This window comes from Streptomyces sp. NPDC042364, assembly GCF_056437585.1.
In genome coordinates, this window is the sequence record NZ_JBWKAJ010000007.1 from 22,880 (window position 1) to 43,657 (window position 20,778).

A 20,778-nucleotide genomic window follows, 5' to 3' on the forward strand; every position below is an offset into this window, starting at 1 on the left:
CTTCACGGGGCCGCTCGGCCGTCCGGGCCCGGGCCCCTCAGCGGGTCCCGGGCCGGATGACGCGCGGTGGCGTGACTACTCCAGGCCGGCGGACTTGCAGGCCTTGGCGTACTCGGCGGTGCAGATGTCCGCGACCGTGTACAGCTTGTCCTTGACCACCGTGTCCTTGATGTTCTCCTTGGTGACCGAGACCGGCGTCAGCAGCTTGGCGGGCACCTTGTCGCCGGAGCCGCTGGTCACCTCGGTGTCGGCGAGGGTCTTGACGTCCTTGCCCTCGAGCAGGGCGACCGCGAGCTCGGCGGCGGTGTCGGCCTCCGGCTTGTAGGCCTTGTAGACCGTGGCGGCCTGGGTGCCGGCGACGATCCGCTGGATGGCGGCGAGCTCGGCGTCCTGACCCGTCAGCGGGATGTTGCTGATCTTCGCACCCTTGAGGGTGTTGGCGATGCCACCGGCCATGCCGTCGTTGGCGGCGTAGACGCCGGCGATGTTCTTGGCACCCAGCTGGGTGATCGCCGCGGACATCTTCTGGGCGGCGACGGTGTCCTTCCACAGGCCGGACTGCTCGTAGGCGATGTCGACCTTGCCGTCGAGGACCTTGTGGGCGCCTTCCTTGAACTGGCCGGCGTTCGGGTCGGCGTCGTCACCGTTGATCATGACGACCTTGGACTTCTTGGTCGCCTTGTCGCCGAGGGCGTCGAGGAGGGCCTGGCCCTGGAGCTCGCCGACCTTGACGTTGTCGAAGGAGACGTAGGCCGAGACGGGGCCCTGGGCGAGGCGGTCGTAGGCGATGACCTTGACGCCCTTGTCCACCGCGGACTGGATGGAGGACTTGATCGCGGCGGAGTCCTGGGCGGAGATCACGATGACCTTCACGCCCTTGGTGACCATGCTGCTCATCTGCTGGGCCTGCTTGGCCGGGTCGGCGGCAGCGTTCGCGTACTGGACGTCGCAGTCGGAGCAGAGCTCCTTGACCTTCGTCTCGAAGTACGGCTTGTCGAACTTCTCGTAGCGCGCGGTGACGTTGTCGGGCAGGAGCAGACCGATGGACTTGTTGTCCGAGCCACTGCCGCTGTCGGAGTCGTTGTCGTCGCCGGCCTTGCCGCAGGCGGCCACCGAGAGCGCCAGCGAAACCGCGGTGGCGCCGATCACGACTCTACGCATCGTTGCGTTCATTTGGGTTGTGCCTCCCTGACACGGGCCGCAGCACTGCGGCCGAGGTGGCTGGAAGTCAACTCGGCCACACGTACGACGTCAAGAAGTAAATCCTTAACGGCTTGGCAACGGCGCGTTTCGTTCTCTAAGTGAAGGCAGGGGTGGCCCCGGACAGGGTTCCGTCCAAAAGGGTTGAATCACCCATCTCACTGAGGGCCAGCGCGAGGGCCCCGAGGACCTCCGCACGACCACCAAGTGCCCCTGGCAGCACCGAGAGTTGACGTGCGGCACTCGGGATCGCGTACCGGCCGACCGACTCCCTTATGGGCCCGAGCACCAGCTCCCCGGCCTCGGCGAGATCGCCACCGAGGACCACGCGGCTCGGGTTCAACAGATTGCAGAGATTGGCGACTCCACTTCCGATGTGGCGGCCGACGTCGGCGATCACCCGGCGACAGCCCGGATCCCCGTCCCTCGCCAACCGTACGACGCCTTCCATCGTCAGATCGGTCCCGTGGCTGGACTGGAGGAGCGGCAGCACATGCCGTGCGGCCGCGAAGGTCTCCAGGCACCCGCGGTTGCCGCAGCGGCAGACCGGGCCGGATTCATCAAGAGTAATATGCCCGATTTCTCCCGCTGTGCCACCGGGGCCCCGGTAGATCTTGCCGTCGATCACCAGCCCCGCGCCGACGCCGCTGGCGACCTTGATGTAGGCCAGGTCCCGCACCCCGCGGCCGCTGCCCCAGACCAGCTCGCCGAGGGCGCCGAGGTTGGCGTCGTTGTCCACGTGCACCGGTACGCCCAGGCGGTGGCCCATCTCGGCGGCCGGGTTGGTCCCCGTCCAGCCCGGCAGGATGGCGGTGGAGCCCAGCGTGCCGGACTCGACGTCGATGGGCCCCGGCACACCGAGGCCGACGCCCGCGATCTTCGTCCGATCCACTCCGGTGGCTTCGATCAACCGGGTGACCAGCTGCTCCGCACGGTCGAACCCCTGGGTGGAGGAGGCGTCCACATCGAGCGGCTCGGACTCCTCGGCCAGCACCTGATGAGCGAGGTTCCCGATCGCGACGCGCAAATGGGTGTGTCCGAAGTCCACGCCGATGACGATCCCCGCGTCCCCGCTGAGGGAGACCGCGCGAGCCCGGCGACCGCCCGCCGAAGTGGGCGTGACCTCGACCGTTCCACCCTCCTTGAGCTCGCGCACGATGTTGGAGACCGTGGCCGCGGACAGGCCCGTCGTCCTGGCGATCTCCGCCTGAGTGAGCGAGCCGGCGAGACGCACCGCCCGGACGACGCGTTCGAGATTTGCTCGGTGCAGCGACGACTGCGACCCCGGAGTCTCCATCGACTCATCCACTCCTGTCCCAGGCCGGACGGCCCCCGCCGCCCGTGACCCAGGTCAAAGCCGCGGATCCCGGGTCACTTACAAGTTGTGAACTCCAAGCTCCGCTGAACGGGTTACCGCAGTCAAGTCCTTGACGGAAACTGCGTCGCCAAATGACCACTAAATGTCACCGAAGCGCTACGGCGGCGTCGTCCGGAGACCCTTCGTACTACTTAAGGGTCGCCGACGTGAGGCCGGCCTGCACCTGGCGCTGGAAGGAGAGGTAGACGACGAGCATGGGAATCATCGCGATGGTGACGCCGGCGAAGAGAACGGGCAGGTCGGAGGCGTAGCCCTGCTGCTGCTGGAGCTGGACCAGACCCTGGGTCAGAACGTATCGCTCGGGGTCGTCGCCGCTCTGCGGCTGCATGAGGACGGTGGGCAGGATGTACTGGTTCCACTGGCCGAGGGTGTTGAAGATGCCCACGCTGATCAGGCCCGGCTTCGCCATGGGCAGCATCACCTGGAAGAAGGTCCTGGTGTGGGAGGCCCCGTCCAGGATGGCCGCCTCGAAGACCGCCGTGGGCAGGGTCCGGAAGAAGGCGTGCATGAAGAACACGGTGAACGGCAGCGAGTAGGCGACGTAGACGAGGATCAGCCCCTGGTAGCTGTTCAGCATGTCGAGACGCTTGACCATGAAGAACAGCGGGACCAGCGCCAGGAACACCGGGAACATGGCCCCGGCGACGAAGAAGAAGTACAGCAGCCGGTTGCCCCAGAACTGGTAGCGGGCCAGGACGTACGCGGCCATCGAGCCGAACAGCATGGTCAGCGGCACGGAGAAGACCAGGACGATGACCGTGTTGAGGAAGTAGTCGCCGATGCCCTTGTCCCAGGCGCGGGAGAACACGTCCGGGGACCAGTTCTCCGGCCAGCCGAAGGCCGAGCCGCCGATCTGGGCGTCGGTCTTGAAGGAACTGAGGATCAGCCACAGCAGCGGCAGCACGATCATCAGGGCCCACAGGGCGAGGAAGCCGTGCGAGAAGACGTTAAGGACGACGCCTTCGCCGCGTTCGTCGCCGGGGCCGGACCGGCCCCTGCTCGCGGCCGGACCGGTGGGGACCGAGTCGCCGGGGGAGGCGGTCTTGAGGGGTGCGCTCATCTTGTCCGTCATCTCCGGCTTCAGAACTCGATGCGTTCACGGCGGGTGGCGCGCAGCATGACCACCGAGACGATCAGGGTGAGGAGCAGCATCACCACGCCCATGGCGCAGGCGTAGCCGCTCTTGCCGTACAGCAGGAAGTTCCGCATCATCACGGTCGCCATGACCTCGCTGTGGTGATCGGGGCCGCCGCCGTACTCCCCCGCCGTCATCGTGGAGACCAGGATGAACATGTCCATCGCCGCGATGCCGAGGTAGACCCAGGCGGTCTGCACGGAGTCCCAGAGCAGGGGCAGGGTGATCCGGAAGAAGGTGTGGGCGCGGCCGGCGCCGTCGATCAGCGCGGCCTCGTAGATGTCCCTCGGGATGGCCTGCATGGCGGCGGAGAACAGCACCAGGTAGAAGCCGACGCCGTGCCAGACGACGACCGCGATCAGTGCCCAGAGCACGAAGTTCGGTTCGTTCAGCCATTCGACGGGGCTGGTCTCGTCGACGAGCCCCACCTTCATGAGGAAGCCGTTGAGCATCCCGCCGCTGTCGCTGCGGTACACGGCGCCGAAGAGGACGGCGAGGATCGCCAGCGACAGGACCTGAGGGAAGAAGTAGACGATCTTGTAGAACCCCGACCCGGCGATCCCGGAGACCCCGCCGGCCCGGCCTCGCCCGCCCGCGTTGAGCATGAACGCGAAGAACAGCGCCAGCAGGATGGTGATCACCGGGATGAACACCAGGAAAAGGATGTTGTGCCAGATGGCCTGGAGGAAGATGTCGTCCTGGAACAGCGCGGTGTAGTTGTCCAGCCCGACGAAGTCGAACGTCTGCGACTGCCCTCTCCAGTCCGTCAGCGAATAGCCGAAGGTCTGGAGGTACGGCCAGATGACGAAGATCAGATAGAGCGCCACGGGGACGATGAGAAACCCCGCGACGAAGCGGTACTGCCCTTTGCGCATTGGCGTGATCCTGCCTTGGGTTCCGTGACGAAAGGCCCGCACGCTTCGGGGGCGCGGGGAGCTGCGCGACAAGCCACCCGCGGTGAACCGCCTGCCCACCGCAGCACTCAGCCCCCCACGTCGCCCGAAGGCTCCCTCACTCCCGGCGGTTGTTCTTGGAGTCCGGGTCCTTCGCCTGCTTGTCCACGGCCGCCTGCGCCCGCTTCAGCCACTCGGCCGGCTGGATCCGCTTCGCCATCAGCTCGTTCGACGCGTTCTGGATCGCCGTGTCCATCTCGCTGTACCACTCGGTGTACAGGTAACGGAAGGTGTTGTCACCGGCGGCCTTGGACGCCTCGACCGTGGACTGCGTACCGGGTCGCAGCCGTACGCCGGGGTCGACGCCGTCCTTGAGGATGGTGAGGGAGTTCGCCTCCTTGGCGAACAGCGTCGACCATTCCTTGGACAGCATCATCCGCATGAACTCCTTGGCCGCGGGCAGGTTCTTCGCCTTGGCGGGGATGATGAACGGCTCGCCGGAGCCGGCCCGGATCGCCTCGAACGGCATCACGCTGTCCGGCAGCAGCGGCATCGGCATGAACTTCATGTCGAAGTCGGCCGGGGTCTGCTTGAGCTGCTCGTTCTCCAGCCAAGAACCGGAGGTGATGAACACGGCCTTGTACTGGTTCCAGCGGGTCTGCGACTCGGTGTGGGTGAGGCCGTTGGTGCCGGGCATCAGATAGCCCTTCTCGACCACCTCGTAGATCGCCTCGACACCGGCCTTCGCGGCGTCGGAGCCGACGAACGCCTTCGGGTCGAGGTTGTCGATGGCCTTCATGGCCTCCAGGCCGCCGGTCTTGGCGATCAGGTCCATGATGGCCACGTTGATGTAGTACGGGTACTTGCCCTGGTGGGCGAGGCCGCCGATGCCCTTGGCCTTGGCCTCCTTGCAGATGGCCAGGAAGTCCGCCCAGGTCCTGGGCTCCTCCCAGCCGTTCTCCTTGAAGAGCTTGCCGGAGTACCACAGGCCCCACACCGTGTAGATGTAGTTGAGGGCGACGATCTTGTCCTCCTGCATGCCCGCGTCGAGCGTGCCGGGGATGAGGGTGTCGCGGACCTTCTTGGCGGGGTCGTCGATCGAGGGGGCGTCCAGGACCGCGGCGAGGTCGAGGAGCTGGTCGTTCTTGTAGAGGACGTCGATCGGGATCTGCTGGGCGCCGGAGTCGTCGACGATGTCCGGCGGGTTGCCCGCGTTGAACCGGGGCTGGAGCTTGCCGGTGATCTCCTGGGTGCCGGTGTGGGTGGAGGTGACGCCCCACTTCTTCTGGAAGGCGGCCTCCCACGCCTTGGCGTAGGCGTCGCCGTAGCCGCCCTTGAAGATGACGACGTCGAGCTTGCTGCCCTTCTTGACGCCGAAGGGGTTCGACTCGGACGTCTCGCCCTGGGCGTCCTCGGAGGAGTCGTCGTCCCCTCCGCCGCTCGCACAGGCGGACAGGAAGCTCATCGTGGGGACGGTGATCAGGCCCAGCGCGGCGGATCGCTTGATCAGATCGCGGCGGCCCACACCCTCCGCGGTGGTGGTGCCACAAGCCTCGGGGTCGTTGTTCTCAGCGGTCGTGGATCCCATGCTCAAGTCCTCGCCTTCTCCAGGACTCAGGCGGTGAACCGGATCCTCCCGGCACCGCGATCGGTTCAAGCTGGGGTCGTGCGTGAGGATTCAACAGGGGCAAGACGGCGGTCCGCGCGCGGACACGTCCGCGCCCGCCGGTAATTCCCCCCAGGTAGCGCCCGTCCACAGTCGTGCGGCCACGATGCGGACGCCGACAGGTATAGTCCACTTCCCGCCAAGGGAGCAAGATCGAATGCAAGGTTGGCCGTCGGTCTTTTCCGAGTTGAGACCTCGCGGAAATACGGGCGTCCCAGCGCCGCTCCACCACAAATTCCCCGCCATCCGGCCCGGATGGCTCACCCAACACCCTTGACACCACTCATCACTTGAACCACTACTGGTCCCTGCGCACCACGGCAGACAACGTTGTCCACTTCTGATCGTTCCTTGGCCGCCGACGCGGTCGAGCGGGTGATCGGGCGCAGGGAGGGTGCTCGCGCATGCGGCACGGACGGAGATCCACGGCGGCGCTCGGCGCCGCCGCGCTCGCTCTGGTGGTGGCCTCGCAGGGGGCCGCCGCCGCGTTACCGGCCCGACCGGCGGCGGCCGACCGGGAGTTCGGTTCCTCGTTCGAGCCGGGGCAACCGGCACCGGACTGGACCGACACCGTGGACACCGCGCCGGACAGCTCCCCCCGGGCCTCCGGCGTCGACGGCGGCTACACCACGGGCGTCCCCGGCAACATCACCGACCGGGTGACCGACGTCCGGGCGAGCGGCGAGAACACCTCCGGCGGCGAGGTGAAGGAGAACCTGGTCGACGGGGAGCCCGGCACCAAGTGGCTCTCCTTCCAGCCCACCGGCTGGGTGGAGTTCGACCTCGACAGACCCGCCGAGGTGGTGACGTACGCGCTGACCTCGGCGAACGACGCCGAAGGGCGTGACCCCAGGGACTGGAACCTGAAGGGCTCCGCCGACGGCAAGGAGTGGCGGACCCTCGACACCCGCACCGGCGAGTCCTTCCCCGAGCGGTATCTGACCAAGTCGTACGACATCGCCGCCGACGCGGTCGCCGGATACCGGCACTTCCGGCTGGAGATCACCAGGAACAACGGGGCCTCCACCATCACCCAGCTGGCCGACGTGCAGTTCTCCACCGGCGGCGGCCCGACACCCGCGCCGAGGGAGATGCGCACCCACACCGACCGGGGCCCGAGCGGCTCGGCGACCGCCAAGGCCGGCATGGGCTTCACCGACAAGCGTGCGCTGCGGTACGCGGGCCGGCACACGGCGGACGGCCGCGCTCACTCGTACAACAGGGTCTTCGACGTGGACGTGGCCGTCGGGCGCGACACCGAGCTGGCGTACCGGATCTTCCCGTCCATGGCGGACGGCGATCTGGACTACGACGCCACGCATGTCGCCGTCGACCTGGTCTTCACGGACGGCACCTCGCTCAGCGAGCTGCGCGCCGTCGACCAGCACGGATTCCCCCTCACGCCGCGCGGGCAGGGCGCGGCGAAGGCGCTGTACGTCAACCAGTGGAACGACGTGGTCTCGCGGATCGGGTCGGTCGCCGCCGGGAAGACGGTCGACCGTGTCCTGGTGGCGTACGACTCCCCGAAGGGGCCGGCGAGGTTCCGGGGCTGGATCGACGACGTGGCCCTGAGGGTCCGGGCGCCCGAGCGGCCGAAGGCCCATCCGTCCGACTACGCGGTCACCACCCGGGGCACCAACTCCAGCGGCGGTTTCTCCCGCGGCAACAACTTCCCGGCGACGGCGGTCCCGCACGGCTTCAACTTCTGGACGCCGGTCACCAACGCGGGCTCGCTGAGCTGGCTGTACGACTACGCGCGGGCCAACAACGCGGACAACCTCCCCACCCTCCAGGCGTTCAGCGCGAGTCACGAGCCGAGCCCCTGGATGGGCGACCGGCAGACCTTCCAGGTGATGCCCTCGGCCGCCTCCGGCACCCCTGACCTGGGGCGGACGGCTCGGGCACTGGCGTTCCGGCACGAGAACGAGACGGCCCGGCCGTACTACTACGGGGTCCGCTTCGAGAACGGGATCAAGGCGGAGATGGCCCCGACGGACCACGCGGCGGTGCTCCGCTTCACCTACCCGGGTGACGACGCGAGCGTCCTCTTCGACAACGTCACGGACCAGGCGAGCCTGACCCTGGACAAGGACGCCGGAGTCGTCACGGGATTCTCGGATGTGAAGTCCGGGCTGTCGACGGGCGCGACCCGCCTCTTCGTGTACGGGGTGTTCGACGCGCCGGTGACCGGCGGCGACTCCTCCGGGGTGAGGGGTCACCTCCGCTTCGACGCGGGCGCGGACCGGACGGTGACCCTCCGCCTGGCCACCTCCCTCATCGGCATCGAGCAGGCGAAGGACAATCTGCGCCAGGAGATCCCGGAGGGCACCGGCTTCGAGACGGTTCGGGACCGGGCGCGGGCGCAGTGGGACCGGCTCCTCGGCCGGGTGGAGGTCGAGGGCGCGACCCCCGATCAGCTGACCACGCTGTACTCCAACCTCTACCGGCTGTACCTGTACCCCAACTCCGGCTTCGAGAAGGTCGGTTCGGCCTATCGGTACGCCTCGCCGTTCTCCCCCATGCCGGGTCCGGACACCCCGACGCACACCGGCGCGAAGATCGTCGAGGGCAAGGTGTACGTCAACAACGGCTTCTGGGACACCTATCGGACGACCTGGCCCGCGTACTCCCTGCTGACGCCGTCCCGGGCGGGCGAGCTGGTGGACGGTTTCGTACAGCAGTACAAGGACGGCGGCTGGACCTCCCGCTGGTCCTCCCCCGGGTACGCGGACCTGATGACGGGCACCTCGTCGGACGTGGCGTTCGCGGACGCATACGTCAAGGGCGTCGACTTCGACGCGCGGGCGGCGTACGAGGCGGCCGTCAAGAACGCCACGGTCGTCCCGCCGAACCCGGGCGTCGGCCGCAAGGGAATGGCCTCCTCCCCCTTCCTCGGCTACACGAGCACCGACACCCACGAGGGCCTGTCGTGGGCGCTGGAGGGCTACCTCAACGACTACGGCATCGCCCGGATGGGCCGGGCCCTGTACGAAAGGACCGGTGAGAAGCGGTACCGGGAGGAGTCGGCGTACTTCCTCGACCGGGCACGGAACTACGTGCAACTGTTCGATAAGGAGGCCGGGTTCTTCCAGGGCCGGGACGGCGACGGGAAGTGGCGGGTGGACTCGTCGGCGTACGACCCGCGGGTCTGGGGCCACGACTACACGGAGACCAACGGCTGGGGCTACGCGTTCACCGCGCCGCAGGACAGCAGGGGCCTGGCGAACCTGTACGGCGGCCGGGCGGGGCTGGCGAGGAAGCTGGACGCCTACTTCTCCACCCCGGAGACGGCCTCGCCCGACCTCACCGGCTCCTACGGCGGCGTCATCCACGAGATGACCGAGGCGCGTGACGTCCGGATGGGCATGTACGGCCACTCCAACCAGGTCGCCCATCACGCGATCTACATGTACGACGCGGCCGGGCAGCCGTGGAAGGCACAGGAGAAGGTCCGCGAGGTGCTCTCCCGGCTGTATGCCGGCAGCGCCATCGGCCAGGGCTACCACGGCGACGAGGACAACGGCGAGCAGTCGGCCTGGTACCTCTTCTCCGCGCTCGGCTTCTATCCGCTGGTGATGGGCAGCGGCGAGTACGCGATCGGCTCGCCCCTGTTCACCGAGGCGACGGTCCATCTGGAGAACGGCAGGGACCTGGTGGTCCGCGCCCCCGACAACAGCGCGGAGAACGTCTACGTTCAAGGGCTGAAGGTCAACGGGAAGACCTGGCGGTCCACCTCGCTGCCGCACACGCTGATCGCGAAGGGCGGGGTACTGGAGTTCGACATGGGCCCGAGGCCGTCGCGGTGGGGCACGGGCGAGAGCGCCGCGCCGGTGTCGATCACCAAGGACGACGAGGTGCCGTCGCCGCGCTCGGACGCCGTCGAGGGCGACGGGGAGCTGTTCGACGACACGTCGTCGACGAAGACCACGGTGACGACGGCCGAGCTGCCGGTGCCGGCCCGCACCAGGGCCGTGCAGTACACGCTGACGTCGTCCGACCGCCGCGAGGCGCCCACCGGCTGGACCCTCCAGGGCTCGGCCGACGGCAGCACCTGGAAGACCCTCCACCGGCGGTCGGACGAGTCGTTCGCCTGGGACCGCCAGACACGGGTCTTCTCCGTGCCCGCCCCGAGGCCCTACCGCCACTACCGCCTGGTCCTCGACGCTCCGGCGACCCTCGCGGAGGTGGAGCTGCTCTCGTGACGCCGGGGCGGAGAACACCGTGAACACAAGGGGGCCCGGCAGCTCGCCGGGCCCCAACTGACTTGACTATGCGGGCCGTTGCCGGGATAGAGTCTTGTATAGACCACTCGACAACGTTGTCCTGTCCGAGGTCCCCCGAACCACTCCCCCTCCGAGCCGGTTTCCCCCGGACCGGCCCGGCTCACGGACCGGGTGGGCACGCACCGCCCGCTCACCCGGTCCGCCCGAGCACCTCGGGGCAGGGTCGAGCGCCCACGCGCCGGCACTCGACGCCACGTCAACTGCTGGTGGGAGCGGGGGCGGGGTGCAGGGAGGTCGAGCCGAGGTTCTGCCGGTCCTCGGTGCCGAAGGTGGACCACAGGGCTGCGGTGAGCAGGAGGAGCGCGCCGACGACGAGGTGGACCGGCCTGCCTCCGAAGCGGTCGAAGAGGAAGCCGGCGGCGAGGATCGCCCCCGCGCTGACGACGCGGATGACGGCGTCGAGGAGCCCGTGCCAGGTGCCGAGCAGGTGGGCCGGGGCGCGAAGCCGACGAGGCCGCCGCCCGCAACCTCGGGATCTCGGCGCGCACGGTCAGCCGGATGATGTCGAGCCTGATGGAGCGACTGGACGCGGCCAGCAGGTTCCAGGCCGGGGTGAACGCCATCAAGCGCGGGCGGCCGTAGGACCGGCCGGCTCCGGTGGCTTCACAAGCCCCCCGAGAGAGTGCTCCGTACCGGGGTGGTGGCGACACGCCCCCCGGGGGAACGCAGGGTGTTGCGGCGGGCGCGGCCCTGCCGCACGACACGGCAAGACCGCCACCGTCTACCTGGCCGCACCTCGCAACGCGGACATCCCCATCCGGTCCGCTCGGCGATCCGGAGGAAAGGCCCTAGCCCACCCGGCAGGGCAGCGTCGTACTGGAATCACCTCCCGGCCCCTGGACGACGTACCCGAAGGTCGCCGTCGCGCCTGGAGCCAACGAACCGTTCCAGTTGCTGTTGTGGACCATCACGTCCTGTCCGGTGTAGGTGGCGCTGCCGCTCCAGAGGCTGTCGACCCGCTGGCCGCTCGGCAGGGTCCAGTTGACCATCCAGCCGAGCATCGGCACGTCCCCGGTGTTCTTGACGACGACCTCGGACTGGTAGCCGCCGTTCCAGGTGCCCGTCGTACGGCGGGTCGCGGAGCACTGGCCCGGTACGGGCTCGGTGGGGTTGCCCGGCTCCTTGATGCCGGTCACCTCGCCGTTGCCGCCGTCGAAGACGACGTCGGAGCAGGAGTAGAAGGTCTCCTGGCTGTCGGAGCGCTGCCAGACCATGTAGATGATGTGGCGGCCCGACTTGTTCGCGGGGAGCTGGCCCCGCCAGGAGTAGTTGGCCTCGACGGTGCCCGGGCTGCCGTTCAGCGGCGGGTGGTCGACGCTCAGGAACGGCCGGTCCTCGATGTCGTTCCAGGTGAGCGTCTTCGTCGGGTCGAAGCCGTCCTTGGTGATGTACACGTAGAACCAGCCCGGGTGCGCCGCCCACGCGTTGTACGAGAAGTCGACGTTCGCCCCCGCGGTGAGGTGGGTCAGCGGCCAGTCCCGGCTGGGCGTGTCGAACCCGGTGAAGTTGGGGTTGCCGCCGCTGCAGAGCTGGCCGTCCGGGACGAAGCCCCGGGTGCGGCCGGCGCCGTCCGAGCGGAGCACCGAGAACCAGTTGTAGAACGGGGTCGTCCCGCTCGTCTGCTGCGCGGCGCGGCAGGCCGGGTTGACCGGTTTGATCTCACCGGCGTCGGTCAGCCCGTCCTGCCAGCACAGGAAGGTGCGGCTGCCGGGCTTCATCGGCGTGCCGTGCGCCTCCGCCTTGCCGCTGCCGGCGGTGACGACCAGACCGAGTGCCGGGATCGTCGTGACGAGGGCCAGGAGGACGAGCAGCAGCGCGCGGTGGCGCCTGGGCAACCCCAGTCGTAAGGTTGTCACGTGCATGACAAACGCTCCTTGGGTGTACGGCCTTGAGGAACGTGCGCGTGTACCTGTGTGCGTACGGATGAGTGGTGCGGGGTGGGAGCGAGCCCCCGGGGCGGGTTCCGGTCCGCCGCGCGGAATGGGAGCGCTCCCACCCCCACCTGCTTCGGAAGCTAGCGCGGAGTGGTTCGGTTGTAAACGGTTGGCGCAGGGCGGGCGGGGCGGACACGGCGGAGGGCCGCACCCCCGTCGCCGGGGATGCGGCCCTCAACTGCCCTACCGGATCACTCAGTTGCGGATCAGGTTGCGCAGCACGTACTGCATGATGCCGCCGTTGCGGTAGTAGTCGGCCTCACCGGGGGTGTCGATGCGGACGACCGCGTCGAACTCGACACCGGTGTCGGTGGTGACCTTGACGGTGCGCGGCGTGGTGCCGTTGTTGAGCTCCTCGACGCCCGTGACGGAGAACGTCTCCTCACCGGTCAGACCGAGGGACCCGGCGGACTGGCCCTCCGGGAACTGGAGCGGCAGCACGCCCATGCCGATGAGGTTCGAGCGGTGGATGCGCTCGTACGACTCGGCGATGACGGCCTTGACGCCGAGGAGCGCGGTGCCCTTGGCCGCCCAGTCGCGGGACGAGCCGGAGCCGTACTCCTTGCCGGCCAGGATGACCAGCGGGATGCCCTGCTCGATGTAGTTGCGCGAGGCGTCGTAGATGAAGGAGACCGGGCCGCCGTCCTGCGTGAAGTCACGGGTGTAGCCGCCCTCGGTGCCCGGCGCGATCTGGTTGCGCAGGCGGATGTTGGCGAACGTGCCGCGGATCATGACCTCGTGGTTGCCTCGGCGGGAGCCGTACGAGTTGAAGTCGCGGCGCTCGACACCGTGCTCGGTGAGGTACTTGCCCGCCGGGGTGTCGGCCTTGATGGCGCCGGCCGGGGAGATGTGGTCGGTGGTGACCGAGTCGCCGAGCTTGGCGAGGACCCGGGCGCCGGCGATGTCGGAGACCGGGGTGGTCTCCATCGTCATGCCCTCGAAGTACGGGGGCTTGCGGACGTAGGTCGACTCCGGGTCCCACTCGAAGGTGTTGCCGGTCGGGATCGACAGGGCCTGCCACTGGGCGTCGCCCGCGAAGACGTCCTGGTAGGACTTGGAGAACATGTCCTCGCCGATGGCGTTCGCCACGACGTCGTTGACCTCGGCCTCGGTCGGCCAGATGTCGGACAGGTAGACCGGCTTGCCGTCCTGGTCGGTGCCGAGGGCGTCCTTGGTGATGTCCACCTTCATGGAGCCCGCGATGGCGTACGCGACGACCAGCGGCGGGGACGCCAGGTAGTTCATCTTGACGTCGGGGTTGATCCGGCCCTCGAAGTTCCGGTTGCCGGAGAGGACCGAGGTGACCGCGAGGTCGTGGTCGTTGACGGCCTTGGAGACCTCCTCCGGCAGCGGGCCGGAGTTGCCGATGCAGGTGGTGCAGCCGTAGCCGACGAGGTTGAAGCCGACCTTGTCGAGGTACGGGGTCAGGCCCGCCTTGTCGAAGTAGTCGGTGACGACCTTGGAGCCCGGGGCGAGGGTGGTCTTGACCCACGGCTTGCGGGTCAGGCCCTTCTCCACGGCCTTCTTCGCGACGAGCGCGGCGGCGACCATGACGTACGGGTTCGAGGTGTTGGTGCAGGAGGTGATCGCGGCGACGGTGACGGCGCCGTGGTCCAGCTCGTAGGTGGTGCCGTCGGGGGCGGTGACGGGGACCGGGTTGGACGGCACGCCGTTGGTGACGGCGGGGGCGTCGGAGGCCGGGAAGGACTCCTGGCCCGCCTCGTCGACCATGTCGACGTAGTTGCGCACGTCCTGCTTGAACTGCTCGGCGGCGTTCGCGAGGACGATGCGGTCCTGCGGACGCTTCGGGCCGGCGATGGAGGGGACGACCGTGGAGAGGTCCAGCTCCAGCTTCTCGGAGAAGTCCGGCTCGGCGGCCGGGTCCAGCCAGAGGCCCTGCTCCTTGGCGTACGCCTCGACGAGCGCGACCTGCTGCTCGGAGCGGCCGGTGAGCTTGAGGTAGTTCAGGGTCTCACCGTCGATCGGGAAGATCGCGGCGGTGGAGCCGAACTCGGGCGACATGTTGCCGATGGTGGCGCGGTTCGCCAGCGAGGTGGCGGCCACGCCCTCGCCGTAGAACTCGACGAACTTGCCGACGACACCGTGCTTGCGCAGCATCTCGGTGATGGTGAGCACCAGGTCGGTGGCGGTGGTGCCGGCCGGCAGCTCACCGGTGAGCTTGAAGCCGACGACGCGCGGGATGAGCATGGAGACCGGCTGGCCGAGCATCGCGGCCTCGGCCTCGATGCCGCCGACGCCCCAGCCGAGGACGCCGAGGCCGTTGACCATGGTGGTGTGCGAGTCGGTACCGACGAGGGTGTCCGGGTACGCCTGGCCGTTGCGGACCATGACGGTGCGGGCCAGGTGCTCGATGTTCACCTGGTGGACGATGCCGGTGCCCGGGGGGACGACCTTGAAGTCGTCGAACGCGGTCTGGCCCCAGCGCAGGAACTGGTAGCGCTCCTTGTTGCGGCCGTACTCCAGGTCGACGTTCTGCTTGAAGGCGTCGTTGGTGCCGAACTTGTCGGCGATGACGGAGTGGTCGATGACCATCTCGGCCGGGGAGAGCGGGTTGATCTTCGCCGGGTCGCCGCCGAGCGCCGCGACGGCCTCACGCATGGTGGCGAGGTCCACGACACAGGGAACACCGGTGAAGTCCTGCATGATCACGCGGGCCGGCGTGAACTGGATCTCCTGGCTGGGCTGAGCCTGGGAGTCCCAGTTGCCGAGGGCACGGATGTGATCGGCGGTGATGTTCGCGCCGTCCTCCGTGCGGAGCAGGTTCTCCAGCAGGACCTTGAGGCTGTAGGGCAGGCGAGCCGAGCCCTCCACCTTGTCCAGCCGGAAGATCTCGTACGACTCGTCGCCCACCTGCAGCGTGCTGCGGGCGTCGAAGCTGTTCGCCGACACGACAGTCTCCTTCATTCCATGTGCGCGTACCACCGCATCCTGCCGCCACGCCCCCTTGGCCGATCCGCTAAGGTAAGGCTAAGTTAGGCACCCCTTACCGGGGTGGCGGCCGCAGTGCGCCTCGGCAGATATCTCGATGTCGAGATAACTCTAGTACATGGGCGCGGGCGGGTCATGCCCGGGCGGGTGTCGTCCTGCCTGGGCACAACCGGGGCAGTCCCGGCCTTTCCGGAGCATCAGGGGCTGTTTCCCAGTCTCTCTCGGACAAGCGGTTCGGCGCCTCACGCCCCGGCCCTGGCCGGATCGCGCGTGCGGCCGGCCGACGACGCCCAGCAGGCCGCAGTGGTGCTGCCGAGGCACCTGGCGGCGTCGGCGGGTTTCGAGCTGCTCCGTTTGCCGGCGTGGCCGCACGCAGGGTGATCGAAAACCGTTTACCCCGGTACGGCGGTTGGACAGGCGTGACGCCCGCCCCCACCGGAGCGTGCCTGAACCATGAAGGAGAAGGGCCTGCCCATGCGCCCTCTCAGCGGGCGCGAGAACCCGACCTCTTCTCCCGACCGCCCTACGCCCTCAACGGGGAACCGGCGGACGACCTCGCCGTCGGCCGCCGACGCCCGGAATGGACACACCGCTCGCCCTGGACGTCCTCGACATCGATGACGACGCGCCGGACTCCGAGCCCGACGCGCCGGACTCCGAGCCCAGGGACATCGGGGTGCGGCTCCTGCGCACCGCGATGGCCGCCACGCTTCGAGCGGATCGCGCCCACCGAGTACAGCCGTCTCGTCCCGCCGGACCGGCGTGAGCACCCGGTGAGCACGCCGCCGCGGCGGCTGCCCCGCAGAACACCGCCGGCCGAATGCGCACCGAGGCGGGCGGAGCCCCGGCGGAGGCCGGGCCGCCACCCGTCCGCGGCCGCGGCCACTCGCACCCGCATGCGAATCCGCAAGCGGGGTACCCGACTTGGACATCGGAAGGAGGCAACCATGCCGCTCACGTTCCGCAAGAGTTTCCGGATCCTGCCGGGCGTGCGTCTCAACATCAACAAGCGCTCCTGGTCCATCACGACCGGCGGCAGCAACGGCCCGCGGCACACCCACAGCAGTACGGGACGCCGTACGACGTCGATGGACCTGCCCGGCCCCTTCGGCTGGCGCCGCACGCGCAGCGCGAGGCGTCACTGAGCAGCGCCGGTGACCCGCCGAGCGGCTGACGGCCCGTCGCCTGAACGGCCCAGCCACTTCACCCCAACAGCCCCCACAAGAGGCGCCATCTCATATGTGAGATAGCCTCACCCTCATGGGAGACGACTACCTCGTACGCATCGGCAGGCTCATCCGTGACGCGCGACAGCACCGTGGCTGGACACAGTCGCAGTTGGCGGAGGCCCTCGGCACGAGCCAGAGCGCGGTGAACCGTATCGAGCGCGGTAATCAAAACATCAGCCTTGAGATGATCGCTCGAATCGGTGAAGCCCTGGACAGCGAGATCGTCTCGCTGGGGTACGCGGGTCCGATGCATCTGCGGGTCGTCGGCGGGCGCCGGCTCTCCGGTTCGATCGATGTGAAGACCAGCAAGAACGCGTGCGTCGCACTGCTGTGCGCCTCCCTGTTGAACAAGGGGCGCACGGTACTTCGCCGGGTGGCCCGGATCGAGGAGGTGTACCGCCTGCTGGAGGTGCTCGGCTCCATCGGCGTCCGCGCCCGGTGGATCAACGACGGCGTCGACCTGGAGATCGTGCCGTCGGCCGAGCTGGACCTGGCGGCGATGGACGCGCAGGCGGCCCGCCGCACCCGGTCGATCATCATGTTCCTCGGCCCGCTGCTGCATCGCGTGGACCACTTCAAACTGCCGTACGCGGGTGGGTGCGACCTCGGTACGCGGACCATCGAGCCGCACATGATCGCGCTGCGCCGGTTCGGCCTGGACATCACCGCGACCGAGGGGCTGTACCACGCGGAGGTGGACCGCACCGTGACCCCGGGCCGCCCGATCGTGCTGACCGAGCGCGGCGACACGGTGACCGAGAACGCGCTGCTCGCCGCCGCCCGCCACGACGGCGTGACCGTCATCCGCAACGCCTCGTCCAACTACATGGTCCAGGACCTGTGCTTCTTCCTGGAGGCGCTCGGCGTCCGGGTCGAGGGCATCGGCACGACCACGCTCACGGTGCACGGTGTGCCGCACATCGACGTGGACGTCGACTACTCGCCCTCCGAGGACCCGGTCGAGGCGATGAGCCTGCTCGCCGCGGCGGTGGTCACCGAGTCGGAGATGACGGTGCGCCGGGTGCCGATCGAGTTCCTGGAGATCGAGCTGGCGGTCCTGGAGGAGATGGGCCTCGACCACGACCGCTCACCCGAGTACTTCGCCGACAACGGCCGTACGCGCCTGGTGGACCTGACCGTCCGGCCCTCCAAGCTCCAGGCGCCGATCGACAAGATCCACCCCATGCCGTTCCCCGGCCTGAACATCGACAACGTCCCGTTCTTCGCGGCCATCGCCGCCGTCGCCCAGGGCAAGACCCTCATCCACGACTGGGTCTACGACAACCGGGCGATCTACCTCACCGACCTCAACCGCCTCGGCGGCCGCCTCCAGCTCCTCGACCCGCACCGGGTGCTCGTCGAGGGTCCGACCCGCTGGCGCGCCGCCGAGATGATGTGCCCGCCGGCCCTCCGCCCCGCCGTCGTCGTCCTCCTCGCGATGATGGCCGCCGACGGCACGTCCGTGCTGCGCAACGTGTATGTCATCAACCGCGGCTACGAGGACCTCGCGGAGCGCCTGAACTCGGTGGGGGCGCAGATCGAGATCTTCCGGGACATCTGATTGCGGGTACCGCTTGTCTCCACCCGCCTGCCCGAGGAACCGGGGGGCGTGGAGGAGGCCCGCAGGGCGTCCCCGTAGACGAAGACCCCTAGAAAGCGCCGACCGGGTGCGGGCCTTCGTGCTGTCAGGGGGTGTGGTGCGTGCTGCCGGTCGGGCTGGGGTGTGCGGCGTCGTCCTGGTCGATGCACTTGTGGCCGTTGCGGGGGAGGTTCTTCACCGCTGCGGCGAGCTCGACCAGGGCTACGTCGGAGGGCACTTCGGGGTCGATGACGGCTTCGGCGGCCGGCTTGCGTCCGAAGGTGGTGATGGTCTTGTCGCCCTCGCCCTGTCCGCTGTTCTTCAGTACCCAGTCCACCCCGTTGACGGTGACGCACATGTCGGTGGTGGGCAGCATCTGGGGCAGTCCGCAGCGCAGGGTGATCACGTTGTCGCCGTAGACGGCGGCGCCGGGGGAGGTGGCGGTCTTCTCGTGTCCGCCGATCTTGTCGGGGTAGCCCTCGGCCAGGTCGCGGCAGATGGCGCTTTTGGCCTGGGGGGCGCCTTCGGCCGATGGTGCGTCGGCGGGCAGGAACTGGACGGCCAGCAGGGCGGCGCCGGCCAGGCTCAGGACGCCGGCGAGGATGGGCAGGGTGCGGGAGGGCTTGGGCATGAGGCAACTGTAGGAGGCGGGGTATTGCCCTCAAGTGCGCTGCCCCCGGGCCAATACCGCCCGGTGATCGTCGTGCGCAGGCTCGGGCGGGCTCGGGCCGCAGGGACCGCGAGCATGTTGTGGGAGCGGACCTGTGGTGTTGCGGACGCGCTTTTCTGCGTGCCCTTCTCCGTCTTCCAGCAGTACAGCCAGCCGCCGCCGGGCCGTCGCTCGTAGTCGCACTTCGCGGCGATGCCGCCCCTGGGGGCCGGCGCGGCCGTGGCGGTGGTGGCGCCTGCGCCCGGCACACTGGCCGCTATCGCGACCGAGATGGCGGCTTTTCCTACCTGCACAGCAGCACTCCGTTCCCCGCCCTCCCCCACTGCGGGGAAGTGTCCCTTCATGCCGCGCGGCTCGAACAGGTGGGCGGTAGTGGCTCTTTGGGCACTGCCCCCAAGGGCAGTACCCCAACGCCAGGATGTTCCCTGGGCGTTGGGAGGATGGCAGGCATATCCGCGACCGAGCGAGGATTTGACCTGTGAAGCGTTCCACCGTCTCCATTGCCGTGGCCGCCGCCGTCGTCGTCGGGGGTGGCGGCATCCTTGCCGTCACGTCGATGGACGGCTCCGAGCGCACCGGATACCGCGTGTCCGACAGCGGGGTTCTGACCATCGACGTGAAGAGCCGTCCCGATGCCCCGGACCTCAAGGGGACGACGGTCGACGGGAAGCCGTTTCGGCTGTCGGACTACCGGGGCAAGACGGTCGTGGTCAACGCGTGGGCGTATTGGTGCGGGCCGTGCCGTCTGGAGATGCCCATGCTCGTCGACTACGAGAAGTCGATGAAGCGCAAGGGCGTGGTCGTGGTCGGCATCAACCACGGGAGCGGCATCGCCGCGTCCAAGGCGTTCATCGAGGAGTTCGACGTCCCCTACCCGAACCTGCATGATCCCTCGGGGAAGTCCACCCTGGACATGCCCGAGGGCGTCATCCAGTCCCAGGGGGTGCCCTTCACCTTCGTCATCGACTCCCGGCACAAGATCGCCGCCTCGTTGTCGGGGGCGATCAACCGCGAGATGCTGGAGGAGATGACCTCCTGGGCGGTGAAACCGTCAAAGAAGACTGCCGGCCGGTGACGAGGCCGGGCTCTGCTCGCCGCGGGGCGCGGTGGGGGTGAGGTGGCCGGTGGCCCAGGCGATCAGAGCCCAGGCGGCGGGGAGCTGGAGCGTGAACAGGGACAGGAGCGCGACGAAGAAAGCCCCGTCGAAGGCGGTGCCGACGCCCTCGCCGTCCGCCAGGAAGCCCGCGCCGTGGCAGATCAGGAACGTCAGCAGGTAGAGGGAGCTGTCGACGAGGATCGCCTTCCAGCGTGGCGCCGGGGGCAGGATGAGGCGGGCCGCCGTCAGCACGAGGATGCAGGCAGCGGGGAAAAGCAGATAGCTGCTCGCGCCGTAGAGCAGCGGGTCCCAGGGACCGTCTGCGAAGGAGGCCCAGGCCCGGTCGACGACCAGGCCGATCAGCGATGAGCTGACGGTGACGTTCACGGCGTAGAAGAGGGCACTTCCCAGAGTGGCTCTGCCGAACTGGGCGTTGCCGAATGCGGCTTTCATGATCTTCCCTCCAGGGGCGGTCTCCCGCTGCGGGAGACCGCCCCTGTATCGTCCCACCGCCCCTACCGGCGGGCGGAGGCGGGGTCACCTTCACGCTGGATCAGAACGGGTCGTGTCCGGCCCCCGGCGCGGGGCTCAGTGCGGGGAGGCAGATGCGGGACGCCCGGTGGCCCTGGGGAAGGCCGAGCCGGGCGGCCAGGATGTCGGTGAGCCGGTCGCGGAGCGGGCCGGTGGTCTGGGGAGTGCGGACGGCGGGTCGAGCGGGATGCGTAGCGGACATGGGACGGTCTCCTCCAGTCATGTGACGGCGTTG

At 68.7% G+C, this 20,778-nt stretch carries 15 protein-coding genes and 1 pseudogene; 6 read left to right on the top strand and 10 right to left on the bottom strand.

What is annotated here, in order from left to right:
• Positions 1 to 75: 75 nt before the first annotated feature.
• The 5 genes from AC067N_RS16345 to ngcE all read right to left on the bottom strand — a co-directional run bounded on the left by AC067N_RS16345 (position 76) and on the right by ngcE (position 6,194).
• Complete coding sequence (locus AC067N_RS16345; protein ID WP_478679551.1) at positions 76 to 1,161, bottom strand: sugar ABC transporter substrate-binding protein; 1,086 nt, start codon at positions 1,159 to 1,161, stop codon at positions 76 to 78.
• A 136-nt stretch (positions 1,162 to 1,297) separates the two neighbouring features.
• Positions 1,298 to 2,497 carry an ROK family transcriptional regulator gene (locus tag AC067N_RS16350; RefSeq protein ID WP_478679552.1) on the bottom strand — a complete coding sequence of 400 codons (1,200 nt, stop codon included), beginning with the start codon at positions 2,495 to 2,497 and terminating at the stop codon, positions 1,298 to 1,300.
• A gap of 208 nt (positions 2,498 to 2,705) precedes the next feature.
• Positions 2,706 to 3,638: a carbohydrate ABC transporter permease gene (locus AC067N_RS16355; RefSeq protein ID WP_478679805.1), complete on the bottom strand. Its 933-nt coding sequence runs from the start codon at positions 3,636 to 3,638 to the stop codon at positions 2,706 to 2,708.
• A gap of 20 nt (positions 3,639 to 3,658) precedes the next feature.
• Complete coding sequence (locus tag AC067N_RS16360; RefSeq protein WP_478679553.1) at positions 3,659 to 4,588, bottom strand: carbohydrate ABC transporter permease; 930 nt, start codon at positions 4,586 to 4,588, stop codon at positions 3,659 to 3,661.
• Between the two features lie 136 nt (positions 4,589 to 4,724).
• Positions 4,725 to 6,194 carry an N-acetylglucosamine/diacetylchitobiose ABC transporter substrate-binding protein gene (ngcE, locus tag AC067N_RS16365; protein ID WP_478679554.1) on the bottom strand — a complete coding sequence of 490 codons (1,470 nt, stop codon included), beginning with the start codon at positions 6,192 to 6,194 and terminating at the stop codon, positions 4,725 to 4,727.
• Positions 6,195 to 6,676: 482 nt separating this feature from the next.
• On the opposite strand from ngcE, the gene AC067N_RS16370 reads away from it, so the two are divergent.
• The gene (locus AC067N_RS16370) at positions 6,677 to 10,474 is read left to right on the top strand and encodes a GH92 family glycosyl hydrolase (RefSeq protein WP_478679555.1); all 3,798 of its coding nucleotides are present in this window, start codon (positions 6,677 to 6,679) and stop codon (positions 10,472 to 10,474) included.
• A 552-nt stretch (positions 10,475 to 11,026) separates the two neighbouring features.
• A pseudogene (locus AC067N_RS16375) lies at positions 11,027 to 11,137 on the top strand (helix-turn-helix transcriptional regulator); the annotation flags it as partial.
• Between the two features lie 206 nt (positions 11,138 to 11,343).
• Here the strand turns inward: AC067N_RS16375 and AC067N_RS16380 are convergent.
• Positions 11,344 to 12,417 carry a lytic polysaccharide monooxygenase auxiliary activity family 9 protein gene (locus AC067N_RS16380; RefSeq protein ID WP_478679556.1) on the bottom strand — a complete coding sequence of 358 codons (1,074 nt, stop codon included), beginning with the start codon at positions 12,415 to 12,417 and terminating at the stop codon, positions 11,344 to 11,346.
• Between the two features lie 267 nt (positions 12,418 to 12,684).
• A complete protein-coding gene (gene acnA, locus AC067N_RS16385; RefSeq protein ID WP_478679557.1) occupies positions 12,685 to 15,399 on the bottom strand; it encodes an aconitate hydratase AcnA in 2,715 nt (904 codons plus the stop codon).
• 619 nt (positions 15,400 to 16,018) lie between these two features.
• On the opposite strand from acnA, the gene AC067N_RS16390 reads away from it, so the two are divergent.
• The 3 genes from AC067N_RS16390 to AC067N_RS16400 all read left to right on the top strand — a co-directional run bounded on the left by AC067N_RS16390 (position 16,019) and on the right by AC067N_RS16400 (position 18,228).
• On the top strand, positions 16,019 to 16,204 hold the full coding sequence (locus AC067N_RS16390; protein ID WP_478679558.1) for a hypothetical protein: 186 nt from the start codon (positions 16,019 to 16,021) through the stop codon (positions 16,202 to 16,204).
• 181 nt (positions 16,205 to 16,385) lie between these two features.
• The gene (locus tag AC067N_RS16395) at positions 16,386 to 16,583 is read left to right on the top strand and encodes a DUF4236 domain-containing protein (RefSeq protein WP_099968011.1); all 198 of its coding nucleotides are present in this window, start codon (positions 16,386 to 16,388) and stop codon (positions 16,581 to 16,583) included.
• A gap of 115 nt (positions 16,584 to 16,698) precedes the next feature.
• Positions 16,699 to 18,228 (top strand): helix-turn-helix domain-containing protein, encoded by a 1,530-nt coding sequence (locus AC067N_RS16400; protein ID WP_478679559.1) that lies wholly within the window; start codon positions 16,699 to 16,701, stop codon positions 18,226 to 18,228.
• A gap of 124 nt (positions 18,229 to 18,352) precedes the next feature.
• Here AC067N_RS16400 and AC067N_RS16405 read toward each other — a convergent pair whose 3' ends face one another.
• The gene (locus tag AC067N_RS16405) at positions 18,353 to 18,877 is read right to left on the bottom strand and encodes a DUF3515 family protein (protein WP_478679560.1); all 525 of its coding nucleotides are present in this window, start codon (positions 18,875 to 18,877) and stop codon (positions 18,353 to 18,355) included.
• Positions 18,878 to 19,394: 517 nt separating this feature from the next.
• Here AC067N_RS16405 and AC067N_RS16410 point away from each other — a divergent pair.
• Positions 19,395 to 19,991, top strand: coding sequence for a TlpA family protein disulfide reductase (locus tag AC067N_RS16410; RefSeq protein WP_478679561.1), 597 nt, complete (start codon positions 19,395 to 19,397; stop codon positions 19,989 to 19,991).
• Here AC067N_RS16410 and AC067N_RS16415 read toward each other — a convergent pair.
• Positions 19,968 to 20,465, bottom strand: coding sequence for a hypothetical protein (locus AC067N_RS16415; RefSeq protein WP_478679562.1), 498 nt, complete (start codon positions 20,463 to 20,465; stop codon positions 19,968 to 19,970). The two genes, AC067N_RS16410 and AC067N_RS16415, sit on opposite strands and share 24 nt — an antisense overlap.
• Positions 20,466 to 20,565: 100 nt before the next feature.
• Positions 20,566 to 20,745: a hypothetical protein gene (locus tag AC067N_RS16420; RefSeq protein ID WP_478679563.1), complete on the bottom strand. Its 180-nt coding sequence runs from the start codon at positions 20,743 to 20,745 to the stop codon at positions 20,566 to 20,568.
• Positions 20,746 to 20,778: the final 33 nt, after the last annotated feature.

What these genes read in the sequence shown, in the direction of transcription:
- AC067N_RS16415 (WP_478679562.1), bottom strand. Translation starts at nt 20,465, where the DNA reads ATGAAAGCCGCATTCGGCAACGCCCAGTTCGGCAGAGCCACTCTGGGA.
- AC067N_RS16380 (WP_478679556.1), bottom strand. Translation starts at nt 12,417, where the DNA reads ATGCACGTGACAACCTTACGACTGGGGTTGCCCAGGCGCCACCGCGCG.
- AC067N_RS16350 (WP_478679552.1), bottom strand. Translation starts at nt 2,497, where the DNA reads ATGGAGACTCCGGGGTCGCAGTCGTCGCTGCACCGAGCAAATCTCGAA.
- AC067N_RS16370 (WP_478679555.1), top strand. Translation starts at nt 6,677, where the DNA reads ATGCGGCACGGACGGAGATCCACGGCGGCGCTCGGCGCCGCCGCGCTC.
- AC067N_RS16355 (WP_478679805.1), bottom strand. Translation starts at nt 3,638, where the DNA reads ATGAGCGCACCCCTCAAGACCGCCTCCCCCGGCGACTCGGTCCCCACC.
- AC067N_RS16360 (WP_478679553.1), bottom strand. Translation starts at nt 4,588, where the DNA reads ATGCGCAAAGGGCAGTACCGCTTCGTCGCGGGGTTTCTCATCGTCCCC.
- AC067N_RS16400 (WP_478679559.1), top strand. Translation starts at nt 16,699, where the DNA reads ATGGGAGACGACTACCTCGTACGCATCGGCAGGCTCATCCGTGACGCG.
- AC067N_RS16390 (WP_478679558.1), top strand. Translation starts at nt 16,019, where the DNA reads ATGGACACACCGCTCGCCCTGGACGTCCTCGACATCGATGACGACGCG.
- ngcE (WP_478679554.1), bottom strand. Translation starts at nt 6,194, where the DNA reads ATGGGATCCACGACCGCTGAGAACAACGACCCCGAGGCTTGTGGCACC.
- AC067N_RS16395 (WP_099968011.1), top strand. Translation starts at nt 16,386, where the DNA reads ATGCCGCTCACGTTCCGCAAGAGTTTCCGGATCCTGCCGGGCGTGCGT.
- AC067N_RS16345 (WP_478679551.1), bottom strand. Translation starts at nt 1,161, where the DNA reads ATGCGTAGAGTCGTGATCGGCGCCACCGCGGTTTCGCTGGCGCTCTCG.
- AC067N_RS16405 (WP_478679560.1), bottom strand. Translation starts at nt 18,877, where the DNA reads ATGCCCAAGCCCTCCCGCACCCTGCCCATCCTCGCCGGCGTCCTGAGC.
- AC067N_RS16420 (WP_478679563.1), bottom strand. Translation starts at nt 20,745, where the DNA reads ATGTCCGCTACGCATCCCGCTCGACCCGCCGTCCGCACTCCCCAGACC.